At 47.1% G+C, this 25186-nt stretch carries 21 protein-coding genes and 2 tRNA genes; 18 read left to right on the top strand and 5 right to left on the bottom strand.

Annotation, left to right across the window (positions count from 1 at the left end; translation table 11 throughout):
- The first annotated feature begins 5 nt into the window (after positions 1-5).
- The 3 genes from EXT46_RS03445 to EXT46_RS03455 all read left to right on the top strand — a co-directional run bounded on the left by EXT46_RS03445 (position 6) and on the right by EXT46_RS03455 (position 1898).
- Positions 6-1172, top strand: a complete 1167-nt coding sequence (locus tag EXT46_RS03445; RefSeq protein ID WP_053911359.1) for a lipase family protein — start codon at positions 6-8, stop codon at positions 1170-1172.
- Between the two features lie 73 nt (positions 1173-1245).
- Positions 1246-1602: a hypothetical protein gene (locus EXT46_RS03450; RefSeq protein ID WP_130145227.1), complete on the top strand. Its 357-nt coding sequence runs from the start codon at positions 1246-1248 to the stop codon at positions 1600-1602.
- Between the two features lie 44 nt (positions 1603-1646).
- Positions 1647-1898, top strand: coding sequence for a hypothetical protein (locus EXT46_RS03455; RefSeq protein WP_130145229.1), 252 nt, complete (start codon positions 1647-1649; stop codon positions 1896-1898).
- A 2-nt stretch (positions 1899-1900) separates the two neighbouring features.
- On the opposite strand, the gene EXT46_RS03460 is transcribed toward EXT46_RS03455, so the two are convergent.
- Genes EXT46_RS03460 through EXT46_RS03480 form a run of 5 tightly spaced genes read right to left on the bottom strand, consistent with a single transcriptional unit; the run spans position 1901 to position 3938 of the window.
- Entirely contained in the window at positions 1901-2230 is a 330-nt protein-coding gene (locus EXT46_RS03460; protein WP_130145426.1) for a TusE/DsrC/DsvC family sulfur relay protein, read from the bottom strand.
- A gap of 13 nt (positions 2231-2243) precedes the next feature.
- Positions 2244-2513 carry a DsrH/TusB family sulfur metabolism protein gene (locus tag EXT46_RS03465; RefSeq protein WP_130145231.1) on the bottom strand — a complete coding sequence of 90 codons (270 nt, stop codon included), beginning with the start codon at positions 2511-2513 and terminating at the stop codon, positions 2244-2246.
- On the bottom strand, positions 2510-2866 hold the full coding sequence (gene tusC / locus EXT46_RS03470) for a sulfurtransferase complex subunit TusC (RefSeq protein WP_130145233.1): 357 nt from the start codon (positions 2864-2866) through the stop codon (positions 2510-2512). Before tusC ends, EXT46_RS03465 begins: the two co-directional genes overlap by 4 nt.
- Complete coding sequence (gene tusD, locus EXT46_RS03475) at positions 2863-3216, bottom strand: sulfurtransferase complex subunit TusD (protein ID WP_130145235.1); 354 nt, start codon at positions 3214-3216, stop codon at positions 2863-2865. Before tusD ends, tusC begins: the two co-directional genes overlap by 4 nt.
- A 56-nt stretch (positions 3217-3272) precedes the next feature.
- Positions 3273-3938, bottom strand: a complete 666-nt coding sequence (locus EXT46_RS03480; protein WP_022943979.1) for a Bax inhibitor-1/YccA family protein — start codon at positions 3936-3938, stop codon at positions 3273-3275.
- A 226-nt stretch (positions 3939-4164) separates the two neighbouring features.
- On the opposite strand from EXT46_RS03480, the gene EXT46_RS03485 reads away from it, so the two are divergent.
- From EXT46_RS03485 to EXT46_RS03555, 15 genes are all read left to right on the top strand, one after another.
- A tRNA-Ser gene (locus EXT46_RS03485) sits at positions 4165-4255 on the top strand.
- A gap of 44 nt (positions 4256-4299) precedes the next feature.
- Positions 4300-4390 (top strand) — tRNA-Ser (locus EXT46_RS03490).
- 116 nt (positions 4391-4506) lie between these two features.
- Entirely contained in the window at positions 4507-4893 is a 387-nt protein-coding gene (locus tag EXT46_RS03495) for a hypothetical protein (protein WP_022943978.1), read from the top strand.
- Between the two features lie 143 nt (positions 4894-5036).
- Positions 5037-5495 carry a GAF domain-containing protein gene (locus EXT46_RS03500; protein ID WP_022943977.1) on the top strand — a complete coding sequence of 153 codons (459 nt, stop codon included), beginning with the start codon at positions 5037-5039 and terminating at the stop codon, positions 5493-5495.
- Positions 5495-5773 carry a hypothetical protein gene (locus EXT46_RS03505; RefSeq protein WP_022943976.1) on the top strand — a complete coding sequence of 93 codons (279 nt, stop codon included), beginning with the start codon at positions 5495-5497 and terminating at the stop codon, positions 5771-5773. Before EXT46_RS03500 ends, EXT46_RS03505 begins: the two co-directional genes overlap by 1 nt.
- Before the next feature lie 15 nt (positions 5774-5788).
- Positions 5789-6433 (top strand): RNA chaperone ProQ, encoded by a 645-nt coding sequence (proQ, locus tag EXT46_RS03510; RefSeq protein WP_022943975.1) that lies wholly within the window; start codon positions 5789-5791, stop codon positions 6431-6433.
- Between the two features lie 16 nt (positions 6434-6449).
- Complete coding sequence (gene prc / locus EXT46_RS03515) at positions 6450-8480, top strand: carboxy terminal-processing peptidase (protein WP_130145237.1); 2031 nt, start codon at positions 6450-6452, stop codon at positions 8478-8480.
- A 142-nt stretch (positions 8481-8622) separates the two neighbouring features.
- Positions 8623-10098, top strand: coding sequence for a Na+/H+ antiporter NhaC (gene nhaC / locus EXT46_RS03520; RefSeq protein ID WP_045978717.1), 1476 nt, complete (start codon positions 8623-8625; stop codon positions 10096-10098).
- 55 nt (positions 10099-10153) lie between these two features.
- Positions 10154-12763, top strand: coding sequence for an aminopeptidase N (pepN, locus tag EXT46_RS03525; protein ID WP_130145239.1), 2610 nt, complete (start codon positions 10154-10156; stop codon positions 12761-12763).
- A 1-nt stretch (position 12764) separates the two neighbouring features.
- On the top strand, positions 12765-12986 hold the full coding sequence (locus tag EXT46_RS03530; RefSeq protein WP_130145428.1) for a DUF2835 domain-containing protein: 222 nt from the start codon (positions 12765-12767) through the stop codon (positions 12984-12986).
- A 243-nt stretch (positions 12987-13229) separates the two neighbouring features.
- Positions 13230-15317, top strand: coding sequence for a DUF1302 domain-containing protein (locus tag EXT46_RS03535; RefSeq protein ID WP_130145241.1), 2088 nt, complete (start codon positions 13230-13232; stop codon positions 15315-15317).
- Between the two features lie 13 nt (positions 15318-15330).
- Positions 15331-16698, top strand: a complete 1368-nt coding sequence (locus EXT46_RS03540; protein WP_130145243.1) for a DUF1329 domain-containing protein — start codon at positions 15331-15333, stop codon at positions 16696-16698.
- 75 nt (positions 16699-16773) lie between these two features.
- Positions 16774-17772 (top strand): YCF48-related protein, encoded by a 999-nt coding sequence (locus EXT46_RS03545; RefSeq protein ID WP_130145245.1) that lies wholly within the window; start codon positions 16774-16776, stop codon positions 17770-17772.
- A 2-nt stretch (positions 17773-17774) separates the two neighbouring features.
- Positions 17775-20093 carry an MMPL family transporter gene (locus EXT46_RS03550; RefSeq protein ID WP_130145247.1) on the top strand — a complete coding sequence of 773 codons (2319 nt, stop codon included), beginning with the start codon at positions 17775-17777 and terminating at the stop codon, positions 20091-20093.
- A gap of 197 nt (positions 20094-20290) precedes the next feature.
- Positions 20291-25129: an NAD-glutamate dehydrogenase gene (locus EXT46_RS03555; protein ID WP_130145249.1), complete on the top strand. Its 4839-nt coding sequence runs from the start codon at positions 20291-20293 to the stop codon at positions 25127-25129.
- Positions 25130-25186 lie beyond the last annotated feature (57 nt).

A 25186-nucleotide genomic window follows, 5' to 3' on the forward strand; every position in this document is an offset into this window, starting at 1 on the left:
TAATTATGAACACTCTTTCCCCGCGTCAGGCCTCTGAACTCGCCGCCATGGCGTACCGTGCTAAAGGTGCAAGTAAGGTGCTAGATGTGCGCTCTATCGTTGGCCCTAATCTACGTAACTCATTTGAGTTTGTCACCGGTGACAGTGTTGTTGACGGTGTCTCAGGTGGTTTTTTCTCTCATCTGTTCGGCTTAAGCACGGGCTTTGCTTTTGTTGGTAAAGGCATCAACGAGTTTGCCGGCGATAGCGTTATTGCGATTCGTGGTACTGCCTCATTACGTGATGGACTGACAGACTTAAACTGTGGTCTCAGCGCCAGCAGCAGTAATAAAATGGTGCACGCCGGATTTAATAAAACCTTCAACTCCATGAAGCAGGCGTTTGCTCAGTTTGTTGATAGTAACCGCAAAGCCGGCAACACAGGTGTTGTGCATTGTGTTGGCCACAGCTTAGGCGGGGCGTTGGCACAATTGACCGCTGATTGGGTGAATACCGAGTATTCTTTGCCAACTAAACTATATACCTTTGGCGCACCGCGTGTAGGTAAGACCGATTTTGCCCGCTCAACTACTACGAAGCTAGAGAATATATACCGCTCTACTCATGGTGCCGATCCGGTTCCTAAAGTGCCGCTTTGGCCTTTTATTCACGCGCCGTTTAATGGCAGTGAATTCCGCCTCGACGATGGCCAAGGCCTTAACGTGTCGGCCCATAAGCTCGATGGCACTCCAGGTTACTTAAACACCGCTAGTGCCAGCGACTGGTCCACCTTAAAGCAGCGCTCAGATAATTTCTTGAGCCAGCCTGTGCGCCTTCGTTTTGAAGACAGAGCTCAGGCGTCATTCTCAAGCCATTGGGCGGATAAAATAAGCTCAGCATTGATCACCTTGTTGAAAGACTCCGGGTATTACACGGCAGTGGTAACGCAAGCGGCGATCAGCAGCTCGTTGACATTTTACGATATGGTCGCGCGTACCTTAGAACAAGTAGCGAAGGCATCTGCGCGTTTTGCCGAGCAAACCTTGGGTTTATTAGGGCATATGCTGGTTTTCGCGGGCAAGGTCGTGGGCAAAGCGTTTGAGCTTACTTATAAAATGATTAAGTGGGTCTTTGACTCGACCATGGGAGCCCTGTATCGCAGTGTACGTGGCGCCCTTAATGGCTTAGATTAAGCTAGAGTAGGGCTCTATGAGGTTCAAATTTTTAGCGAAGCTATTTTTTTGGTTACTCATAATTGGAAATTCATTGGCTAGCGCAGTACCGTTTTCAGCTTACCAAGAAATGGAGCAGTCTTACTTTTCTATGGCTGTTAATACTGCATCTACAGTAACGACATTTTTTGCGGTCATTGCTTTATACGGTATAGGCTATGAACGCAAAATCTTCACTGGGGGTAAGCTGAAGCTAATAGGGTGTTGTTATCTTGCCTCCAGTATTTGTTTGATTTTTGCGCCCGTTATTATTTATTGGGAGCAGGAGGCAAATATAACGATAGATATCATCGTTTTTACCTTGACGGACCTAATCATTTTTTATGTGATAATGGAGAACTCAAAATGGAACTTAAAAGTACCGAATAGGGACGCTTCGCTGCCTTCCTAAAGGACTTGAGAACTGCATCGCCCCTTACCACCTTAACAATGGGTGTGGAGCAGATATTTGCTAAAGAAGAAGCAGAGAAAACCTATCGTGTGGTGGTTCCTCGAATTAAGAAGGAGCTTAAGGGCGGGGCCGATTACGGAAACGAAGATATTCAGGAAGGTATAAGTTTGGTGCTTGGACTATCCCCTTTCGGCGCAAAGCGAAGAAACTTTAAAAGGTGGTATGTTGGCTCAAAAGAAAAGTTTCTGAGCCTGCCAGATGATCCTGACAAGCTCAGCATAGCTTGTTGGTGGTAAGGCTAAATACATCGAGCCGGTTTGGGTAAACCGGCTATTTTAGTTGCTTGTTTTGCCGGCCCCTTGGGAAAGAGCTTATACAAGTATTTGCTATTACCCTTGTCCTCTCCCAGTTTCTTTGCCATGGCCTTTACCAGCATACGAATCGCTGGGCTGGTATCAAATTCCTGATAAAAGTCACGGACAAACATCACCACTTCCCAATGCGCGTCTGTGAGTTCAATGTTCTCTTGCGCGGCGATAACTGGGGCTAACTCTTTATGCCACTGGCTACTATCGAGCAGATAGCCTTGTTTGTCTGTTGCTATTTCTTGGCCGTTGAATTCAATCATGTTACTCACTGATTTACTCACTGATTGTTCGTTGGTATTGTAAGGTCAATTCGACCCATTGCGCATCGTTAATCACGGTGACACCTGTTGTGCGATGGTGCCCGCCACAGGCATTCACATCTTGTTCAAGGGCATAAGTGGCCACACCCAGCCCTACAAAAGCCGACGCATTGTAACAGGCCTCAGCGCGCAGTAACACGCCGTCTTCCTTGCTAATGATGCTGCTCAGAGCAGGGTGCTCGCTAAGTGCGCTACGCACAATGAATAATGTACCTTTGCTCATAAAGTCACTACCTTATCCACTTGCTTGATTAGTGCACGCTTGTCATTGTCTTGGGCGATTTGTACGTCTACCGCCAAGTCATCTGTGCTCAAGCCATGCTCGTTCAGCGCATCGGCGCACACATAGACAGATTCGATATCATAGATTTCCAACATGCCGATGGCTTTAGTGAAGTCTTTTTGTTGCTGCGCACTGGGGCGTTGATTTTTCACTAGTGAGAGTACCGCTGCACCTTCTAGTAACCAGGTAACCTGCTGATCAATAGCGGCGAAAATAAGGACCATATCTAAGGACTCGCGCAGACTTTGCTGATGATAGGGCCCGTGTTTAGAGATGACTAAGATGTTATTCATTTGAATTGTACCCACCTGTCGGCGTCAGTGGCGAGCATGGCAAACTCTGCAAGTCCCGAGACGGTAAATAGTTTAACCTGCTCGGTGTCAATGCCACGCTTGTTAGCTGCGGTGATACACAGGCTCAATTCAATTCCGCTATCAAAGAGCTGCTGCCACAGCGCTGCGACATCGAATTCATCGCTACTGACATCGAACTGATCCAGCGCATGATAAACCCCATCTTGATAGAGAAAAATCGTTTTTATTTGGTGCCCAAGCGAGAGGGCATTGTCAACAAAGCGTTTGAGCGCCACCAAAGTGATGGCATCACTCGGTGCGCTATGCAGTGATAATACGAAGCTGGCCAAATTACATCCACAAAAAAGCCCCAATGAATGGGGCTCATTTTAGCAAATATTGCTAATTAGTCATCAGCTGCGCCAAGTAGGTGCAGTAACGAAGTGAATAAGTTATATACGTTTAGGTACAACGCCACAGTTGCACGCACGTAGTTAGTTTCACCACCGTTAATGATGCGGCTGGTATCAAACAGGATGAGGCCTGACATGATAAGCACAACGGCTGCATTAGTGACCATGAACACCATCGAGCTACCGATAAAGATATTAACGATGCTGGTGATAATCACAACAACCAAGCCAACCATCAAAAAACCGCCCATAAAGGAGAAGTCTTTCTTAGTCGTTAGTGCATAAGCAGAAAGACCAAAGAAGATCAGCGCCGTTGAACCTAGTGCTTGCATGATCAACATTGGGCCGTTTGCCATCGCAGCATAGTGGTTCAACATCGGACCGAGGCCGAAACCAAGAATACCGGTAAAGGCAAAGGTCAGTAGCACACCCGCTGAAGAGTCTGCTTTTTTGTTGATAATGAACAACATGCCGAGGGCAATCAGTGAACAAACGATACCGGTAAAGAACGGTGGGTTAAGCGCCATTGAAATACCCGCTGTCACAGCACTAAATGCCAACGTCATCGCGAGTAAAAAGTAAGTGTTTTTTAAAACCTTATTTGTCTCAATGGTCGACATCACCGGCTTAGCCGAGCTGTACGAGTTATTAAACGCCATTGTGAAACTCCTTAAATTGAAATCGATCCTCGAAGTACCCGAGGGCACCTGAGTTAAAGATTACCAAGTCTTCTATATATGGGCAAACCTTTACCTTTCAATAGACTGCAAAATTCGCAAATTGTTCGATTGCTGTGCGATTGTGATAAAAAATAGCCATTTAGAACATTATTTTAAAATAACTCTTCACAAACGTCAGGCATTTCACTAATATGCACGCCGCTGCGGAGAGATGGCAGAGCGGTTGAATGCACCGGTCTTGAAAACCGGCATGGGTTAATAGCCCATCTAGGGTTCGAATCCCTATCTCTCCGCCACTTAATTTTTATTTAGGTGACGCAGTTATCTAAGTACCGCTTCAGGAGAGATGGCAGAGCGGTTGAATGCACCGGTCTTGAAAACCGGCATGGGTTAATAGCCCATCTAGGGTTCGAATCCCTATCTCTCCGCCACTATTAAAGGCCTCAGCATATGCTGAGGCCTTTTTGCTTTCTACGACTAACGTCGCTATTGGCAGGATTTTGCAGATCTGCAATGCTTTCATAAATCATGTTCAGCAGTCACTATTATGAAACACACCCTCGCAAAAGCAGTTTTATATTCCTTATTAGCACCGGTATTGATTGGTGTGGTGTTAGGCATTTATTACGCCTTAGGGGCACAGCAAAACGGCGCGCAATTATTTTTTGCCGTATTACTATCTGCTATTGCTAACGCCCATATCTTGGGATTGGCGATGGCTGTGTTTGTCGTCCCCGGCTATTTGCTAATGTACAAGTACAATAAAGTGCATTACAGCGGCGTACTCACATTAGGTCTACTAGGAGGGGCGTTGTTCAGTTATGCTTTTGGCGCGCAGGCGGGGTTTTTACTCATTGTCAACGCACTGATGGCGGCACTTGGAAGTGGACTGTTCTTGTTTGCCCTGCGCCGGGGCAGCGCCCGCGAAGCTTAATCTTACCTATCTTCATGGCGTAAAAATAATCAATCAGCGTTTTTTCAAGCGACTGCATCACTTTTTTCATGATAAAAGGTTTCATTTGCGCGCCACAAAGAGTACCTTAAACACTGCGTATTCTATGTGAAGTAGTAGTGTGAATGAGTAAAGAAGCCTTTTATGAATCCCTGACACAGCAAGCACTCGCGCTGGTCAGTGATGAAACCAATCAAATTGCTAATATGGCGAACATTAGTGCGCTGTTATTTATGTCTTTAGAGGATATAAACTGGGCAGGGTTTTACATTTTGGAGTCGCCACAACAAATGGTGTTAGGGCCGTTCCAAGGAAAACCAGCGTGTGTACGCATTGAAGTTGGAAAAGGTGTGTGTGGTACAGCTGTTGCTGAAGACACCACTCAACTGGTAACTGACGTTCATCAATTCCCTGGGCATATCGCCTGCGATGCGGCGTCAAACTCTGAAGTTGTGGTGGTGGTGAAAAAGCAAGGAAATGCCATTGCCGTTCTTGACATTGACAGCCCGACAGTGGGACGGTTCGATGAGCAAGATAAGCAGGGCCTTGAGAAGCTAGTTCACAGCATCGAAAAATACCTGTAATGAAAGACTTACTTAGTGTACATGACTACCTTTTCGCACAGTCCGATATTGGCGACTGGGAAGGGGAAGAGGAGTTCGTTACTGAGCGTTACAACGAACTAATCCACCATGCATGGGAACGCTTGGATGATGATCTAAGCTGCGAACGCATAGATGAAATAATTAACGGTATTTGGGAGCAATTACGCGGAGACACCGCGCTTCTCGATGCTGAACACGAAGAATTAATGGACTGGGTTGAACACTATGTCGACTCGGCGCAAGACGAGCAGATGTAAATTTAAGGTTTAGAAATGGAAACCACAAACAAGCTAAAAGACATAAACGAAGTATTGGAATTCCTATACCAGGAATTTCCCAATTGTTTTAAACAAAAAGAAGGCATTAAGCCACTTAAAGTCGGTATTTTTAAAGACATTGCTGAGCGTATTGAAGGCAGTGAAAAGGTCAGCAAAACGCAAGTTCGTCAAGCGTTGAGAAAGTACACTTCACACTGGCGCTACCTTGAAGCGGTTGTTAACAACGAATACCGCGTTGATTTAGATGGCAACCAAGCAGAAAAAGTAGAGCAAGAGCACGTTGAGCATGCAAAAACTGCGCTTGAGCAAAGCCGCGCAAAAATGGCTAAACGTAAAAAGCCTGCTCGTGGTGCTAAAGACGGTGATACAAAGGGTTACAAAAAACGTCCAAGTGGACCTGGTAAGCCTCACCCTAAAGGCGCTAAAGTCAAAAAGAATGCAGAACCTGCACCGCGTCGTAGTAACAAAGTTGAACCTTTGCCAAGCGACAAGGTCAAGGCTAATACCAAAGTTAAAGTTAAACTAGGTCAGGCGCTAGTCAACGGTACTATCACTGAAGTCAACAAAGATGATATCCACGTTGAATTAGTCACCGGCATGCAGGTAAAAACTAAAGCAGATAGCTTATACCTAGTATAAAAAGAAGGAGTTGTGCATGAGTAAGTCGTTTTCACTCATCCCACTGGTCGCTGCCCTTGTAGCAGCACCGGCCTTAGCCTCACTGGATAAGGTCACCATGGCTGATTTGCCGACCTTACAGCAGGAGTCGCAACACAGTACAGCAAGTAAACGAGTGACGAATCTCTTCACACGTGCACACTACAAGCCAATACGATTCAATGATGAACTGTCGGAGCAAATGTACGACCGTTACATTGAATCGTTGGATTTCAATCGCACTATCTTCCTAGAGCAGGACATTGCTAAGTACGAGCAATATCGTGATAAGTTTGATAATGCGTTGAAATCCGGCAAACTCGATTTTGCCTATGATTTATTTAACCTTAGTATGAAGCGTCGTTTCGAGCGCTATGACTATTCATTGTCTTTACTTGAGAATGAATTTGACTTCACTAAGGACGACAAATATTACTTTGACCGTGAACAGGCGCCCTATGCGAAAACGCAGGAAGAACTCAATGAGTTATGGCGACAAAAGGTCAAATACGATGCGCTGCGTTTGAAGCTGACCGGCAAAGACTGGGAAGGCATCAAAGAGGTATTGGAAAAACGCTATACCTACACGTTAAAACGCCTAGTGCAAACAAAAAGCGAAGACGCTTTCCAAATTATTATGAACGCGTTCGCGCGTTCTATTGAAGCTCATACTTCCTATTTATCACCACGACGTGCTGAGCAGTTCAAGATGGACATGGATCTTGAACTCGAAGGCATTGGCGCGGTCCTCAGTTACGACGAAGACTACACCGTTATTCGCTCTCTAGTGCCCGGCGGCCCAGCGGATAAAACCGGTGAAATCAGCCCCGAAGACCGCATTGTCGGTGTTGCTCAAGGGGAAGACGATTTTGTTGATGTGATCGGTTGGCGTTTAGATGATGTCGTTGATCTAATTAAAGGCCCTAAAGGCACTGTGGTGCGGTTGCAGTACCTAGAGGGGAAAGACGACCACGGCATGCCCAAAGTAGTAGAGATCACACGTGATAAAGTGCGTCTTGAAGACCGTGCTGCGAAATCGAGTGTGTTCGAAGCCAGCTATTCTGAACTGACCAGCAAAATTGGCGTGATTGAAATTCCAGGCTTTTATAACAACCTCTCTGAGGATGTTAAAGGCGAGCTGGTCAAGTTAAAAGAGCAAAAAGTAGATGGCGTAGTTATTGATTTACGCCAAAATGGTGGCGGCTCCTTGTACGAAGCCACCAAGCTGACAGGCTTGTTTATCGATCAAGGGCCGGTGGTGCAAATTCATACTCTTAATGGGCGAATTGAGCAGCAAAAAGACCGTGATGGTGTGACCTATTATGATGGTCCATTGACTGTATTAGTGGACCGTTACAGCGCATCGGCATCGGAAATTTTCGCGGCGGCTATGCAAGATTACGGTCGTGCGGTGATCATTGGTGAGCAAACCTTTGGTAAGGGCACGGTGCAGCAACACCGAGGCCTGGGACGCAACTACGACTTGTACGACAACCCACTGGGTAGCGTGCAGTACACCATCGCTAAGTTCTACCGTATTGATGGTGGTAGTACCCAGCACAAAGGCGTGGTTCCTGATATTGAATTGCCTTCTCCGATAGACCCTGCAGAGTGGGGAGAGAGTCAAGAAGACAATGCGTTGCCATGGGATAGCATTGTCCGTGCTAATTACGCGATGGTCGATACCCTTGATGACACCATCAATTATTTGGCGAAGGAGCACGATAAGCGTGTTGCCAGTGAGCCTGAGTTCAATTACGTGATGCAAGACATCAAAAAGTACAAAGAAGAGAAAGATCGTAAATTCATCTCTTTGAATGAGAAAGAGCGCCTTAACCAACGTGATGAGCGCAAAGAGCTTGCCTTGAAGCGCACCAACGAACGGCTTGCGCGTCTAGGATTGGAAAAAGTGGAAGACGTTGATGATGCCCCTGAGGTATTAGATGAATTCGACCCATTCTTGGAAGAGGCGGCGTTGATCACCCAAGATTATATTAGACAAGGGCGATTGGCGAAGAACAATAAGTAACCAAAAACCACGAAAAAGGGCGCTTTGAGCGCCCTTTTTGTCGTTTAGACGGTGTTAAAAATGTTTTCCTCTGGTACTCTTTGCGCTGATAATAACAATAACCCTCGTGTGTCGTGCTTAAGGCGAGGGCAGGAGAATCATTGTGACAACCACCAAAGAAGCTAAGTTTCTTGATGCATTGATCCCCATCGTCGTGCTTATTTGTTTGCTCGGCGCAGCGGTGTATCTCTATGGTGACAGCTCGTCGTCAGGCCCCAATCAAATAGCCTTACTGTTTGCGACGTTCACCGCAGCATTGATCGGTTTAAAAAACGGCTATACCTGGAAAACCCTTGAAGAGGCGATGATTAAAGGCATCACCATCTCCTTAGGCGCTATATTAATACTGTTGATGGTCGGTGCCTTGATTGGCACCTGGCTGCTATCGGGCACCGTGCCGACGCTCATCTATTACGGCCTACAAATTATTAACCCGCATTGGTTTTATGCCGCAAGCTGCGTTATATGCGGAATTGTGGCGATGAGTATCGGTAGCTCTTGGACGACCGCAGCTACCATAGGTGTGGCCTTACTCGGGGTAGCCAATGGGTTAGACTTAGATCCTGTGGTCACCGCCGGTGCGGTTATATCCGGTGCTTACTTCGGCGATAAGCTCAGCCCACTGTCGGAAACCACTAACCTTGCGCCAGCAGTGGCAGGGGCCGACTTATTTACTCATATCCACCACATGCTTTGGACCACGGTTCCGAGTTTTGTGATAGCCGTGATTATTTTCATCTTTATGGGCTTTAACGCCGATGTGAGCAGTGATACCGCAGGCATAGATAACATGGTTGGGCTGTTGCAGGACAACTTTAACATTAGCATCGTCAACTTGGTGCCTTTAGTGGTGTTGTTGGCACTGGCTATTCGCAAAATGCCGGCATTCCCGGCAATTTCTATTGGGGCAGTATTAGGCGCGGTGTGGGCGCTGCTGTTCCAAGGCGAATTATTAGCCAGCCAAGTGGATGTCTCCCAAGGCCAATTAGTTGGCTATTTTAAGCTAGTTTGGGCAACCTTTTTTGACGGTTTTGCTATTCAAACTGGCAATGCAAAAATGGATAGCTTGCTCTCAGGCGGCGGCATGTCAGGGATGTTGACTACCACTTGGCTCATTATGATGGCGTTGATGTTCGGCGCTATCATGGAAAAGACCGGCCTGCTGGATGTGTTTGTGCGCAGCATCTTAAAAATAGCTAAATCCACAGGTTCGCTTATCGCATCCACTATCGCCACATGTATCGGCACCAATTTAGTCGCTGCTGATCAGTACATTGCTATTGTCGTGCCGGGTCGAATGTTTAAAGAAGAATACAAAAAACGGGGCTTACGCCCAGTGAATTTGTCACGTACGTTAGAAGATGGCGGCACTATAACCAGCCCACTTATCCCTTGGAATACCTGTGGTGCCTACATGCAAAGTGTCCTGCTAATTAACCCATTTGATTACGCTCTATACGCCTTCTTTAATTTGATTAATCCAGTGTTAGCAGTGATCTATGCTTATTTCGGTATTAAGATTTTAAAGCTAGAGCCAAAACACTTACAGCCTGAAACACAAGCGCAACGTAGCGAATAACCTATAACGTGGGCATCACCTGATGCCCACTATGAGCAACAGAGGACTGTCCTATATGACCTCCCAGCATGGCAATGCGAAGTATTTAAAAGACTACCAACCCCCTCACTTTTTTATTGATACCCTTACCTTGGACGTTGATTTACAGCCGACGCAAACCACAGTGTATGCCCGCTCCGAGGTGCGTCGCAATGAGGCAAACCCGGCAAACGACTTAGTGTTAGATGGTATAGATTTAACTCTTAAAGAAGTGAAAGTTGATGGTCATACGTTCACCAACTACGACATTAACGACGAGCAATTACTGCTGCGCGATGTGCCACAACACTTTGTACTAGAGATAACAACGGCCTGTTCGCCACAAACCAATAGCTCATTAGAAGGCCTGTATTTATCAGACGGTGCTTATTGCACCCAATGTGAAGCTGAGGGGTTTCGTAAAATCACCTACTTCCTTGATAGACCCGATGTTATGGCCGAGTACGAGGTCACCATCAAAGCGGATAAAGCCCAGTTCCCCTATCTACTGTCAAATGGCAACAAGATTGCCAGCGGTGACTTAGCCGATGGCCGCCACTTTGCAACTTGGCACGACCCCTTTAAAAAGCCAAGCTACTTATTTGCCTTGGTAGCCGGGGACTTCGACGTATTACGTGATAGCTACACAACCGTCTCTGGTCGTGACGTGGCATTAGAGCTCTATGTAGATAAGGGGAATTTAAGTAAAGCCCCGCATGCGATGGCGTCGCTCAAGCGGGCAATGCAATGGGATGAACAGCGCTTTAATCTTGAATACGACCTTGATGTGTACATGATAGTGGCGGTCGACTTTTTCAATATGGGAGCGATGGAAAACAAAGGGTTAAATGTCTTTAACTCGAAATGTGTGCTCGCCAATGAAGAAACCTCAACGGATCGCGATTTCCATTTGATTGAGTCTATTGTCGGTCACGAATACTTCCATAATTGGACCGGTAACCGTGTGACTTGTCGGGATTGGTTTCAGCTCTCTTTGAAAGAGGGGTTGACGGTGTTTCGAGATCAGGAGTTCAGCAGCGATCTAGGCTCACGGGCCCTCAACCGAATTGATGCGGTGAAGGTGATGCGCACACATCAGTTCGCTGAAGATGCGGGGCCAATGGCTCATCCTATTCGCCCTGAGAAGGTATTAGAAATGAATAATTTTTATACCGTGACAGTGTATGATAAGGGCGCCGAAGTGATCCGTATGCTGCATACATTGCTGGGTGAGCAAGGCTTCCAAAAAGGCATGCAGTGCTACATCGAGCGTCATGACGGCCAAGCGGTGACTTGTGATGATTTCATTAGCGCTATGAGTGATGCGAATGGCTTTGATGCCTCACAGTTTAAACACTGGTACAGCCAATCGGGTACCCCACAAGTGCATGTTCAGGAACAGTTCGACGCGCAACAGCAGCAATATGTACTCACCCTGAGTCAGCATCATAGCCCGACAGCAGATCAACCAAGCAAAGATAATTTGCTCATCCCTGTGGCGATTGAACTGCTTGATAGCCAAGGTAAGGCATTGAGCTTAAATGCGCATGGCGTCGCTGATAACGTATTGCAGTTACACCAAAGTGAACAGCAGTTCGTGTTTGATAACATCACCGAGCGACCCGTAGCGGTGCTGTTTGAGGATTTCTCCGCGCCGGTTAAAGTTCAGTTTGAGCAGAGCCTTAACGATCAATTGCATATAGTGCGCCATGCTAGCAGCGACTTCTCCCGCTGGGATGCGCAGCAAAGTGCATTAAGCGGGTGTATCCTAGACGAACTTGGGCGGGGCGAAAAAGCCCAGCTTGATGAAGCAGTGTTAGCCACGTTGAGTGACTTACTTAATGCCGCACTAGCCGGTCAAGAACATGATCTGGCCTTAGTCGCAGAGCTATTACAGCTACCTAGCTTTGATACCTTGAGTGCTCATTTTGATCAAGTCCCTGTTGATGCCATCACTGCTGTGACTGAGGCATTTGCGCAACAAATTGCCGAGCACTTGCAAGTGCTGCTGAGCGAAGTAGTGACCCAACTCAGCGACGATAAGCAGCAATCGCAGCAAAGCGTTGCCAAGCGAGCGTTACTCGCGACCTGTATGGGGTATTTAGCGCGCGTAGATACGCAGCTCGAATTTATTGAGACTCAGGCACATCAGGGCTCAATGACTTTATCTTTGGCGGCGATAAAAGCGTTGATCCTTGCTCAACACCCTCGCAGTGGCGCTATGTTAGACGAGTTCGCGGCGCGTTGGCAGCATGATACTCTTGTGATGGATAAATGGTTTAATCTTCAGGCCCTGCGCAAAGGCTCGGACAGCTTCGCCAATCTGACTCGTTTATACCAACACCCTCACTTTAGTTGGCGTAACCCCAATCGAGTACGTGCTCTTATTGGTGCCTTTGCGATGAGTAACCCAACGCAATTTCATGCCAAAGACGGGCAGGGCTACGCGCTATTGGGTGATGCCTTAGTGAAGCTCAATGATATCAATCCACAGAACGCTTCGCGCCTGATCACGCCGTTGTTGGCATGGCGACGTTTTGATAGTACGCGTCAGCAGTTGATGAAAGAGCAACTAGAGCGTTTAAAGGTATTACCAAAACTCAGCAAAGATTTATTTGAAAAGGTAGATAAAGCCCTCAGTGAATGAGATTAAAGAATTTTATTTCACGCTTTCTATGAGTTACAGCCAGTGTCTGGCCTATTACAAAGGCCGGATTTCTGCTGTACAAGTCATTGACGACGCCGGGCGAAAAATTCGTTTCCCGGCTAACAAACTGCTTCCCTATATGTCACAAATCGGCATCCGTGGGCGTTTTCGCTTGTTATTGGATACGAATAATAAGTTTATTCGCTTAGAGCGCGTTCACTAATTCAACCTGCTTATGTGCGCTATTTTTAAACAGTTGTAAATTGCATTTGTCGTTAACGTTATTGTCATGTATAAAAATAGTGGTAGGATGTCATACCATTAGCGCAGATAAAGGAAAATTAACGCTTATTACAGGCCATTAATCTAGATTGTTTGTAAATTTCGCGTATCCTTTCTAATGTATAAGACTACACTAAAAACAATAACTTGATCTTAATTACCCGCGCAAAGGGGGGAAGCAACAATGATAAGACAGCCACTATTTGCTAAGCATCGTTTAGCGCTCTGTGTAGGGGGAGCGATGCTCGGCATGAGTAGCGCCGCACACAGTGCCAGTTTCACAGTCGGGGACTTCGATGTTAACTTCGACTCGACATTTTCATACGGACAAAGCATTCGTACGGAAGATAGAAACTTCGACGCCAACATAGGTAAAAGTAACCATCCACGCTTTGACTGGACCGGTTATAACGCCGCTTTGAATCCAATCTATTCATCTGCAGATGTGTGGGCCCAACCTGGCGCTTACTCTAATAACGGTGATGCGGGTAACTTAAACTTTGATAGTGGCGATACCTTTTCACAGCAGCTAAAAGGCACACATGAGTTAGCCATCAATGGCGACATGTACGGCTTCTTCTCGCGCTTCATGTATTTTTATGATTTCGCGTTGATGGATGGTGACTTTGCTTACACCAACCCTACCTCAGGGGAGCAGGTTGATCCCTGTGACTATGACGAAACCAAAGAGCAAGTCTGTGCTGATTTTCGTTTGCTTGATGCCTTTATTTGGGCCGATTTCGATTTCAATGAAGGTCGCAACCCGCTCTCTGTGCGTTTAGGTCAACAAGTTGTAAACTGGGGCGAAAGTACTTTGATTACTCATGGTATCAATGTTAACCCTGTAGATATCGACCGTCTCAAAGCCCCCGGTTCAGAGGTAAAAGAAGCCTTTATTCCCGTCGGCATGTTATGGGCCTCACTAGGTATTACCGATAACATCTATCTAGAAGGTTTTTATCAGTACGAATGGCATGAAACTCGTCTACCAGCATCGGGAAGTTATTTCTCAACCAATGACTTTGCTTCTGAAAACGGGTTTAACCAAAACGTACAGCTAGGCTTTACCTCCAATCCGGATATTGACCTTGCCTTTCTAACTGAGAGCCTCAACAACCTTGGCAGTGATTGGCAGATGGCCGCAGCGGCGCAGGGAATTGACCCTAATTCAGCAGCGGGGCAACAGTTGCTGGCTAATATGTACTTGGCATACCCCACTAAGGTGGCACTTAAAGGCAAAGGCCACAAAGGTAAAACTGAACCCGATGATGGCGGCCAGTATGGTTTGCGCCTGGGTATGTTTATGCCTGAACTTAATGATACTGAAGTGGCGCTTTATTATATTAATTATCATAGCCGCCGCCCAGTTATCTCTGGTCAAGTATCGGACTTTACCGCCATCGGCGATGATTTGGCGATGCTGGCGACGACGGAAATCACAGAAGACAATGTCACCGACCTGCAGGCGTTTACTAAAGCGGTGTTGGAATATCCAGAGGACATTAAACTATATGGCTTGAGCTTTAACACGGCGTTAGGCGAGACTGCATTCTCTGGCGAATTTGCATTCCGTGAAGATGAGCCTTTACAAGCAGATGACGTTGAACTTCTTTATGCTGGTATGCCTGAGCAACTAGCTGTTGCTGGGTTACGCCCTGAATTTGCGGGTATTTCACAGTTGAGCCAAGGCAATGCAACGTCAGTTGTAGGTCCTGGCGAAACGGCACAAGGTTATATCTTGCGCAACACGGCACAACTACAATTCACCGCCACACACCTGTTTGGCCCTTCCTTAGGTGCTGATAGCTGGGCTGTTGTAGGTGAAGTTGGCGGGGTGCGTGTTAATAATATGCCAGAGTACGATGAGCTGCGTTTGAACGTGGCGGGGACTGGCCGCAGTGGCGTCATCGAAGGTCCGGCTGATGATTACACAGCTATACAAATGGCACTTTCCAATGGCCCAGAAACAAACCCATTCCCAACGGCTTCGGCGTGGGGATATCGCCTCATTGCCAAAGGGGATTTTTACAACCTTTTTTCAGGCGTAAACTTTTCACCTAAGTTCGTATTCTCCCATGATGTCAATGGCATTACACCTGACCCAATGTACTTGTTCATTGAAGATAGAAAATCGCTGGGGATTAATCTGAACTTTAATTATCAAAACACTTGGTCTTTCGACGTAGGCTATAGCTCTTTTTGGGGCGGTGGTGCGACGAATAATTTCTCAGACCGAGACTTTGTGTCTTTTAATATTAAATATTCAATTTAAAAAGGGTACACGCATGTTAACTAAACCTACCCTCATTGCAGCAGCCTTTTGTGGCATCTTTGCCACTTCTGCAGTACAGGCAAAAATAACCCCCGAACAGGCTGAACGCCTGGGCGCGGATTTGACACCTATTGGTGCACTTAAAGCAGGTAATGAAGATGGCTCTATCCCTGCTTGGGATGGTGGTATTACGAAAGCACCAGAGAATTATGAGCAAGGGATGCATCACCCTGACCCTTATGCAGATGATCAGGTTCTTGTCACCATTGATAAGTCGAACTTAGAACAGCACAAGAAATTCTTGAGCCCGGGTCAGATAGCCTTATTTGAGGCGTACCCTGACACCTTCAAAATGCATATCTATCCGACTCGTCGTAGTGCCTCTTTCCCGCAGTTTTATTATGATGCAACGAAGAAGTACGCCACTGAAGCGGAGTTAGTAGAGGGTGGAAATGGAATTAGAAATACGGCTGTTGGTGTGCCATTTCCAATTCCAGAGAACGGTTTAGAGGCCGTGTGGAACCACTTGTTGCGTTATCGTGGTTTATCGATTGCGCGTTATGGTGGTCAAGCCATGCCGACAGCCTCGGGTTCGTATAACTTGATTGGTTTTGATGAGCAGTTGTTAGTGAAATACTCGGATCCAGAGGCCACACCAGAGCAGCTGCAAGAGTCGAATATTCTGTTTAAATTTAAACAACGTGTTACTGAGCCTGCGCGCCTTGCAGGCACTGCCTTGTTAGTGCACGAAACCATGGACCAAATCCTGACGCCACGCCAAGCATGGACGTATAACACCGGTCAGCGCCGTGTCCGTCGTGCGCCAAACATTGCCTATGATGCACCAGGAACAGCGTCTGATAACTTGCGTACTACTGATGACTTTGACATGTTCAACGGCTCACCGAACCGTTATAACTGGGAACTCAAAGGTAAAAAAGAAATGTACATTCCGTATAACAGCTATAAATTGCATAGCGATGAGCTAGAGTACGATGACATTCTTAAGCCTGGTCACGTTAATCCAGAACATGTGCGTTATGAAAAACACCGCGTCTGGGTGGTTGAAGCGACGCTTAAAGAAGGCACTCGCCACATTTACAAGAAACGCGTGTTTTACATCGATGAGGACAGCTGGCAGATTTCGGTCGCCGATTTATACGATAACCGCGACCAAATGTATCGTGTAGCCATGGCCCACGGTGTGAACTATTACGAAGTACCAACGCACTGGAGTACGTTGGATGTTTATCACGACCTAAACTCACGTCGTTACTTGGCTATTGGCTTAGATAACCAAGAGAAAATGTACGACTTCTCTGAGTCGTTCCAAGACAATGAGTTTACATCTAATGCACTTCGTCGCGAAGGGCGCCGTTAATCTCCTCGGAACTCCTCAGGTCTGCTGCTGCAGGCCTGAGGCTCTCACGTTAACCCTCTATAGGCTCAATTAGATATGAAGTACTTGCTTTGGGCGGTGTTGCTTTTGCCCCTTGGCGTCGGCGCGCAACAAGAGACACCACAACCGGCTTATCAGGCTGACAGTGCCACGCGCACGTTATTTACCGATATCACCACCACAGAATCACGCGTTATCGCCGTTGGCCAACATGGCACCATTGTATACAGCGATGATGGCGAGCAATGGCAGCAGGCCACAAGTCCCATTGATACTCTGCTGACAGCGGTTTTCTTTATTGATAATCAACAAGGCTGGGCATGTGGTCACGATGCCAGCATCTTAGGCACCACCGATGGCGGCGCCAGCTGGCAGTTACTGCAATATCGTCCTGATCTTGATAAACCGTGCCTAGATATTCACTTTTTCGATAAGCAAAACGGCGTTGCTGTGGGTGCCTATGGAATGTACTTCGAGACCAAAGATGGTGGCCAAAACTGGACTAAACGCTTTTTAGATAGCCTTCTTTACCCCGAAGACAGGGACTACCTCAATGATTTGAAGGTCAACGATCCAGAAGGTTATGAGATAGAAACTAGCTCCATCTTGCCGCACTTTAACCGCATTGCTGAGACTTCCAAAGGGCTTTACATTGCAGGTGAAATGGGACTCATAGCGCACAGCACCAGCCAGGGTCAAAGCTGGCAACGGGAACAGGAGATATATCATGGCTCCTTTTTCGATATTGCTGAGGTCGAAGGCGAAATACTGGTTGCCGGTTTACGCGGTAATGCATTTAAACAAGGCGATAGCGGCCAGTGGCAAGCACTGCGTACGCAAGAGCAAGCAACCATGAACAGTATCGTCGAGAGCAACAAGGGTGGGGTGTATATTTTTGGTAACTCCGCTGTCATTTACCGCCTAGAAAACATGCAACAGAACCAGCTCAAGGCGCGTCAACGCGCTGATGGTAAAGCCGTGATGGATGGTGCGGAGTTTGCTGGTAAGTTGATTCTAGCAACGGAAGCGGGCATTCAAACCAAGGAGTTAAACTAATCATGCAAACTTTAGTGGAATTATTAGAGCGCAGTTTATTCCGCCATCGCATGTGGGTGATCTTGGCCTTTATTATCGCCACCGTGGCCTTGGCGTGGCAGGCGACTAAACTGCAATTAGATGCGTCGTTCAATAAGAATATCCCGCTTAATCACCAATACATGAAGGTGTATACCAAACACGAGAAGCAGTTTGGTGGCGCCAACGGCATTCTCATTTCCGTGTGTGATGCGCGTGGCGATATTTTTAACCCGGAATTTTTTACCCAATTAAAAGCAGTACACGACCAACTGTATTTCATCCCTGGGGTTAACCGCCCTCTGGTTAATTCAATTTACTCTCCAAGCGCGCGCTTTGTTGAGGTGGTTGAAGATGGATTCAGCGGTGGCCCTATTATTCCTGCAAACTTCAGTGCTGACAAAGCAGGCCTTGCACGAGTAAAAGAAAATATTGAAAAGGCTAAAGTTGTAGGGCGTATGGTGGCCTCGGATTACTCCTGTGCCATGGTCAGCGCTCAGCTTATGGAGTTTGACCCACAAACCGGTGAAAAGCTCGACACTCTTGATATTGCAGAGCAATTAGAGAGTAAAATTCGCACTCCTTTAAGCACTGACAACGTCAGCATCCATATTATCGGCTTTGCAAAAATGGCCGGTGATATTGCTGAGGGTGCCAAAGACGTGGTTCTTTTCTTCGCTATTGCCATCGCAATTACCTTGGTGATGGTCTGGCTGTTTTGTAAAAGCTTCAAGCTCACACTGCTGCCAATAGGCTGCTCGATTATTGCTGTGGTTTGGCAAATGGGGCTGCTATCAACACTTGGCTTTGGCCTTGATCCAATGTCGATTTTAGTGCCGTTCTTGGTATTTGCTATTGGCGTGAGCCACGGTGTGCAGATGATCAACGGCATTGCCAAGAAAGTGCAGTTAGGCAGCGATGCCAAAACCGCTGCGCAATCAAGCTTTAAAGCCTTACTGATCCCCGGCGGCATTGCTTTGCTATCGGATACGGTGGGCTTCTTAACTTTGTTGGCGATAGACATCGGTATTATTCGCGAGTTGGCGATTACAGCCAGTTTAGGTGTGGCGGTGATCATCTTCACTAACCTGCTTCTGTTACCTGTGATAGCGTCTTATCTGACCTTTTCGAAACTCGCGGTACTAGAAGCCGATAATACCAATAAGAACGCGCTATTTAAGCTCCGTGAATTGTTGGTTGCCACTACTAACAAGAAAAATGCGACGGCTATTTTAATTTGCACCGCTGTGTTGTTTGCATTTGGCTACTGGCAGTCACAAAACATGCGCATAGGCGATTTACACGCTGGGGCACCGGCGCTACACGAGGAGGCGCGTTACAACCAAGACACCTTCCTCATCTCTGATCGCTACAGTATATCTGTCGATATCTTAAAAGTGATTGTCGAAGCATACCCAGCAGCGTGTACCGAGCACGAAGTGATGGACCGTATCAGCCAATTCCAATGGCGTATGGATAATATCCCTGGGGTGCAGAGCAGTGTTTCTTTAGCCAGTGTCGCTAAAGCCGTGAATGCTGGTTACAACGAAGGCAATTTGAAGTGGCAAACGCTACCACGCAATAGCGCTTCTCTCGTGCAAGCAACTTCACGGGTGGAAACCAGTTCAGGTCTTCTCAATGGCGATTGCTCGGTGATGCCAGTGATCATCTTTATGGAAGATCACAAGGCCGAGAGCATAGAGCGCGTAGTGGCCGCAGTGAAAGAATACGGTGCTGAATTTGGCACAGACAAAGTGTCATTCCGACTGGCATCCGGACCAATAGGGGTGATGGCGGCAACGAATGAATCGGTATCGAAAGCGCAAACGCCGATGATGCTGTACGTCTACGGTGCGGTGATCGTATTGTGTTTATTGAGCTTCCGCTCGCTGCGCGCCACTATCGCCGTGGTGTTGCCGCTATACATTGTTTCAACGTTGGCGCAGGCACTGATGGTGGGGCTAGAAATAGGCCTAACGGTGTCGACCTTACCCGTCATTGCATTGGGGGTGGGTATCGGTGTCGACTATGGTATTTACATTCTCTCGTCGATGATGACTCAGCTCAAACAAGGCGTGCACTTAAGTGAAGCGTATCGAAATGCACTAGCAGAGCGGGGCAGTGCCGTGCTCTTTACTGGTATCACCTTGGCAGTGGGAGTGAGCACATGGATCTTCTCTGCATTGAAGTTCCAAGTTGATATGGGCATCTTGCTGACCTTCATGTTCTTGGTGAATATGCTCGGTGCAGTGCTCATTTTGCCAGCAATTGGTGCCTTTCTCTGGTCTGACCAGAAAAAATAATGTGAATACTTGTGTACAGAAATGGCCTTAACCGGCCATTTCTATCTATATTTTGTGAATAGAATGCCAACATGCTGAAATCATTGGTCTGATTTCATCGAAAAGGCTTTTTATTAGCTGCAAAAGCGTTAGAATTTAACTGACTCCACGCTATTCAGTCACCCGTTCACAAGGCGGTATAGATTAAGGAACACACAATGACACAAAATGATGGTCACGCTTCCGTTATTCTTAATAACGTCAGCAAGCTTATTCAAAGCAAAGTTCACGCAGACAAAGTGTCACTGGTCGACAAATTCGCCAAGGCGCTTTATCGCAACATGTCGAATGAAGATCTGACACACCGAAACGACAGTGACCTCTACGGCGCAGCGTTGAGCCTTTGGAACTCGTTAGAGAGTAAAAAAGGCGATGATGCTGTTATCCGCGTATTCAATCCCGAAGTTGCTAAGCACGGCTGGCAGTCCTCGCATACCATTGTCGAGATCATTGCTAAAGATATGCCGTTTCTCGTTGACTCAGTTCGCATGGCACTTAACCGCGCGAACATCGCTTCTCACTTATTACTGCATACGCCATTGAAAATTCAGCGCGATAAAGATGGCAATATTACTAATCTCTCAAACTTAAAAGCGGAACAAGAGTCGAGCTCGACCAAAACCGTGTTCTTTATTGAAATCGATCGCCAGACCGATGACGCGGAAATTAAAGCGTTTAAAGAAGAGCTTGATTCTGTGCTTAATGATGTGTCGGTGGCTGTTGAAGACTGGCAACCCATTCGTCAGCAGTTGCTGGATGTGATTAAAGATCTCCCTAAGCGTCCACATAATGTCGATAAAACCGAATTAAACGAAACGGTTGAATTTCTAGAGTGGCTGGCCAGCGATAACTTTACCTTGATGGGCTATCGTCAATACGAACTTAAGCCGGTAAAAGGTGATCATCAGCTCAGCGGTGTGAAAGGCACAAGCTTAGGGTTAATGAAGAACTCCGACGAAGAGCAAGTGCGGTTACTCTCTAACATGCCAGAAATTGCACGCAAAGAAGCACGCAGCAATAATTTATTGGTATTAACGAAAACCAATTCGGTATCGCGAGTGCATCGCCCTGCACACATTGATTACATCGGTGTGAAGCGCTTTGATAAAGACGGCAACGTTATTGGCGAGGACCGCTTTATTGGCTTGTTCTCATCCAGTTTCTACAACAACAGTGCGGCCGATGTACCCGTGTTAAAGTCGAAAATTCGTCGTGTTCTAGAGATGAGCGACTTTGCCGAGGGCACCCACGCCTACAAAGCGGTCCTTAATATTCTGGAAACCTATCCTCGTGATGAGCTAGTACAAGCCCGCGAACAAGAGCTACTGGATGTGGCCATGGGGGTTTTACATATTCAAGAGCGCGACATGTGTCGCCTGTTTGTGCGCAAAGACACTTACGGACGCTTTTTCTCGTGCATGGTGTATGTGCCACGTGAGCGTTATAACACTGCACTGCGCCGTGAAACGCAGCAAATTCTTGCTGATGCCTTTGGCTCCGATGAGAAAGTCAGCTTTACCACCTATTTCTCCGAGTCCAGCCTTGCTCGTACCCACTATATTGTGCGAGTTAACAACAGTGACGTAGATTACGACGTGAAAGAAATCGAAAATAATTTAGTAGAAGCAGCCCGTACTTGGGAAGACAAACTACAATCAGCGCTATTAGGCAGCAATGGCGAAGCGCGCGGTAATGAATTAAACCGTAAATATGCCAATGCCTTCGCCAGCTCGTATAAAGACCAAGTGTTGCCAAGTGCCGCTGTGGTTGATATTGAAAAACTTGAGCTGCTCAATGACGACAACAAACTAGAGATGTTGTTCTACCGCCCACAAGAAGAAGTGAGCTCGAATATTGTTCGTTTGTCGTTGTTCCACAAAGACGAGCCTATCCATTTGTCTGACGTGATGCCGATGTTAGAAAACTTTGGCTTACGCGTTATCGGTGAAACGCCGTATGCAGTAAAAACCTCAGACGGCCAAGTGAATTGGATTATGGACTTCTCAATGTTGCTCGACAACAAAGAGATCGCGGACTTTGATAAAGTATCTGCGCGTTTCCAAAAAGCGCTTACCGATGTTTGGAATAACCGCCTAGAGAACGACGGCTTTAACCGTTTAGTGCTCAACGGTGGCTTAACGGGCCGCGAAGCGTCGATTTTGCGTGCTTATGCCAAGTACATGCGCCAAATCGGAGTGACGTTCTCGCAGACTTACATTGAAAGCACTTTCGCTAACTACCCAGATATTGCGACACAAATCGTGAAGCTGTTTGCGAAAAAGTTCTCAGTGAAAGCACCAGGCAGCGAAAAAGCCTTGGAGAAGCTTGTTGCTCAGGTGTATGAATCGCTTGAGAATGTTGCCAACCTTGATGATGACCGCATTATTCGCTTGTATGTTGATATGATCAACGCCACGCTGCGCACTAACTATTATCAGAAAGATGACACCGGCGTATTCAAGTCGTATATCTCTTTCAAGGTCAAGCCAAGCTTGATTCCAGAGATGCCATTGCCATTGCCGGCGTTTGAAATTTTCGTTTACTCACCACGTGTTGAAGGTGTTCACCTTCGCGGCGGTAAAGTAGCGCGGGGCGGATTGCGTTGGTCTGACCGCCGTGAAGACTTCCGTACCGAGGTTTTGGGCCTTGTAAAAGCGCAGCAGGTTAAGAACACCGTTATTGTGCCTGTTGGCTCAAAAGGTGGTTTTGTTTGTAAGCAACTGCCTAGTGAGCGTGAAGCCTTCTTTAAAGAAGGGCAAGAGTGCTACAAAATCTTTATCCGTGGTTTGCTTGATATCACCGATAACATCGTACATGGCGACATTGTTCCGCCAGAGAACGTCACACGTCATGACGAAGATGACCCGTACTTAGTGGTTGCCGCCGATAAAGGCACCGCCACTTTCTCTGATATTGCCAACGGGATCGCTGGTGAATATAACTTCTGGCTAGGTGATGCCTTTGCTTCCGGCGGCTCGATTGGTTATGACCACAAGAAGATGGGGATTACCGCAAAAGGCGCGTGGGAGTCTGTGAAACGTCATTTCCGCGAAATTGGCATTGATTGCCAGAACAACGATTTCACAGCGGTTGCCATTGGTGATATGGCCGGTGACGTATTCGGCAACGGCATGTTGCTATCGAAGCATACACGTCTGCAGGCGGCTTTTAACCACATGCACATTTTCATCGACCCGAACCCAGATGCTGCTACATCTTGGGACGAGCGTAAGCGCTTGTTTGAATTACCGCGCTCGAGCTGGGAAGACTATAACAGTGAGCTCATCTCCAAAGGCGGTGGTATCTTTGCCCGCAGTGCTAAGTCGATTACCTTAACGCCTGAAATCAAGAAGATGGTGGGTACTAAGAAAGCGGCGATGACGCCTAATGAGTTAATCAAGGCGCTACTGAAGATGCCAGTCGACTTGTTGTGGAATGGCGGCATTGGCACCTATGTGAAGGCTAAGTCTGAGACAGACTCAGATGTTGGCGACCGTGCAAATGATGCGTTGCGTATCAACGGTGGTGAACTGGGCGCGAAAATCTTCGGTGAGGGCGGCAACTTAGGCGCTACTCAACTTGGTCGTATTGAATTCGCGGCCAAAGGTGGGCGTATTAATACCGACTTTATTGATAACGTAGGCGGTGTGGCGTGTTCTGATAATGAAGTGAACATTAAGATCTTACTGAACTCCTTAGTGGGTGAAGGTGAGCTCACTAAAAAGCAACGTGACGAGCTGTTGTACGCGATGACCGATGAGGTGTCAGAGCTAGTACTACAAGATTGTTATCGTCAGACTCACACTATCTCCGTGACGCAATCTAAGGGCGCATCGACATTAAAAGAGAAGATCCGCTTTATCCACGCGCTTGAAAAAGACGGTAAGCTCGATCGTGCTATTGAGTTCTTACCTACAGACGAAGAGCTTGCTGAGCGCGCTGCAGCGGGTAAAGATTTGACTCGTCCAGAGCTGTCAGTGTTGGTGTCTTATGCGAAAATGGTGCTCAAAGAGACCTTAGTCACCGATGAGATCACTGAGAACCCGTACTACCGTCAGCTGCTGGTTCAGTCGTTCCCTGTACCACTGCGTGAGCGGTTCAATTCAGCCATGGATAACCACCCGTTGCGTGGCGAAATTATTGCTACTAAGTTGGCCAATAACATCGTCAACGACATGGGCTTAAACTTCATGGTGCGTATGCACGAAGAAACGGGCGCATCAGACGCTGAAATCGCCTTATGTTACTCCATCGCTCGCGAGATTTTCGATATGCCGCAGACCTGGTCGGAAATCGAAGCGCTCGACAATAAGATAGATGCTGAAGTGCAAACAGAAATGCTGTATCAGCTACGTCGTACTGTACGCCGAGTAACACGTTGGTTCTTACGTCACCGTAATAAAGCATGGACTATTGAGCAAACCATTGCTCATTTTGCGCCTTGTTTTAAAGACTTGACGGATAACTTACACAGCTACATGGTAAGTGATGAAAGCGAGCAAATCCGCGAAAACGCCAAGAGCCTGGCCGATCAAGGCGTACCCGCTCAATTGGCGATGCGTATTGTGTCACTATCGAGCTTGTTCTCCACCATGGACCTGGCCGAAGTGGCCGCGCAAACCGAGCGCAACACAGCCTTGGTGTCAAACACCTACTTCAAACTGGGTGCGCGCATGGGCTTGCACTGGTTCTTAACGCAAATCACTCATCAGCCAGTGCAAAACCATTGGCAAGCCTTGGCGCGAGCTTCTTATCGCGAAGAGCTCGATTGGCAGCAACGCACATTAACCGATGTGGTACTGCGTAGTTTCGATGACAAAGAGCAAGATGTGGATGCGCAAATTGACGCGTGGATGGAAGCAAATAATGCTGTATTGCATCGCTGGCAGCAAATGCTTAGCGAATTTAAAACGTCGCAAAGCCATGACTTTGCTAAGTTCTCAGTAGCACTACGGGAATTGATGTTGCTTGCACACAACTGTGATCAACGGGCGTAAGCGCCGCTGTTAAAAAGCAGTAAAACTCTGTAGAATACCCCAGCTTTTGTCTGGGGT

It is taken from the genome of Pseudoalteromonas sp. CO325X (assembly GCF_004208955.1).
GTDB lineage: Bacteria > Pseudomonadota > Gammaproteobacteria > Enterobacterales > Alteromonadaceae > Pseudoalteromonas > Pseudoalteromonas ruthenica.

Excerpts from the sequence above, each read along its gene's own strand:
- EXT46_RS03445 (WP_053911359.1), top strand. The coding sequence starts at position 6 with ATGAACACTCTTTCCCCGCGTCAGGCCTCTGAACTCGCCGCCATGGCG.
- EXT46_RS03460 (WP_130145426.1), bottom strand. The coding sequence starts at position 2,230 with ATGATTGAATTCAACGGCCAAGAAATAGCAACAGACAAACAAGGCTAT.
- EXT46_RS03465 (WP_130145231.1), bottom strand. The coding sequence starts at position 2,513 with ATGAGCAAAGGTACATTATTCATTGTGCGTAGCGCACTTAGCGAGCAC.
- tusC (WP_130145233.1), bottom strand. The coding sequence starts at position 2,866 with ATGAATAACATCTTAGTCATCTCTAAACACGGGCCCTATCATCAGCAA.
- EXT46_RS03480 (WP_022943979.1), bottom strand. The coding sequence starts at position 3,938 with ATGGCGTTTAATAACTCGTACAGCTCGGCTAAGCCGGTGATGTCGACC.
- EXT46_RS03495 (WP_022943978.1), top strand. The coding sequence starts at position 4,507 with ATGAAACACACCCTCGCAAAAGCAGTTTTATATTCCTTATTAGCACCG.
- EXT46_RS03500 (WP_022943977.1), top strand. The coding sequence starts at position 5,037 with ATGAGTAAAGAAGCCTTTTATGAATCCCTGACACAGCAAGCACTCGCG.
- EXT46_RS03505 (WP_022943976.1), top strand. The coding sequence starts at position 5,495 with ATGAAAGACTTACTTAGTGTACATGACTACCTTTTCGCACAGTCCGAT.
- proQ (WP_022943975.1), top strand. The coding sequence starts at position 5,789 with ATGGAAACCACAAACAAGCTAAAAGACATAAACGAAGTATTGGAATTC.
- prc (WP_130145237.1), top strand. The coding sequence starts at position 6,450 with ATGAGTAAGTCGTTTTCACTCATCCCACTGGTCGCTGCCCTTGTAGCA.
- pepN (WP_130145239.1), top strand. The coding sequence starts at position 10,154 with ATGACCTCCCAGCATGGCAATGCGAAGTATTTAAAAGACTACCAACCC.
- EXT46_RS03535 (WP_130145241.1), top strand. The coding sequence starts at position 13,230 with ATGATAAGACAGCCACTATTTGCTAAGCATCGTTTAGCGCTCTGTGTA.
- EXT46_RS03540 (WP_130145243.1), top strand. The coding sequence starts at position 15,331 with ATGTTAACTAAACCTACCCTCATTGCAGCAGCCTTTTGTGGCATCTTT.
- EXT46_RS03545 (WP_130145245.1), top strand. The coding sequence starts at position 16,774 with ATGAAGTACTTGCTTTGGGCGGTGTTGCTTTTGCCCCTTGGCGTCGGC.
- EXT46_RS03550 (WP_130145247.1), top strand. The coding sequence starts at position 17,775 with ATGCAAACTTTAGTGGAATTATTAGAGCGCAGTTTATTCCGCCATCGC.
- EXT46_RS03555 (WP_130145249.1), top strand. The coding sequence starts at position 20,291 with ATGACACAAAATGATGGTCACGCTTCCGTTATTCTTAATAACGTCAGC.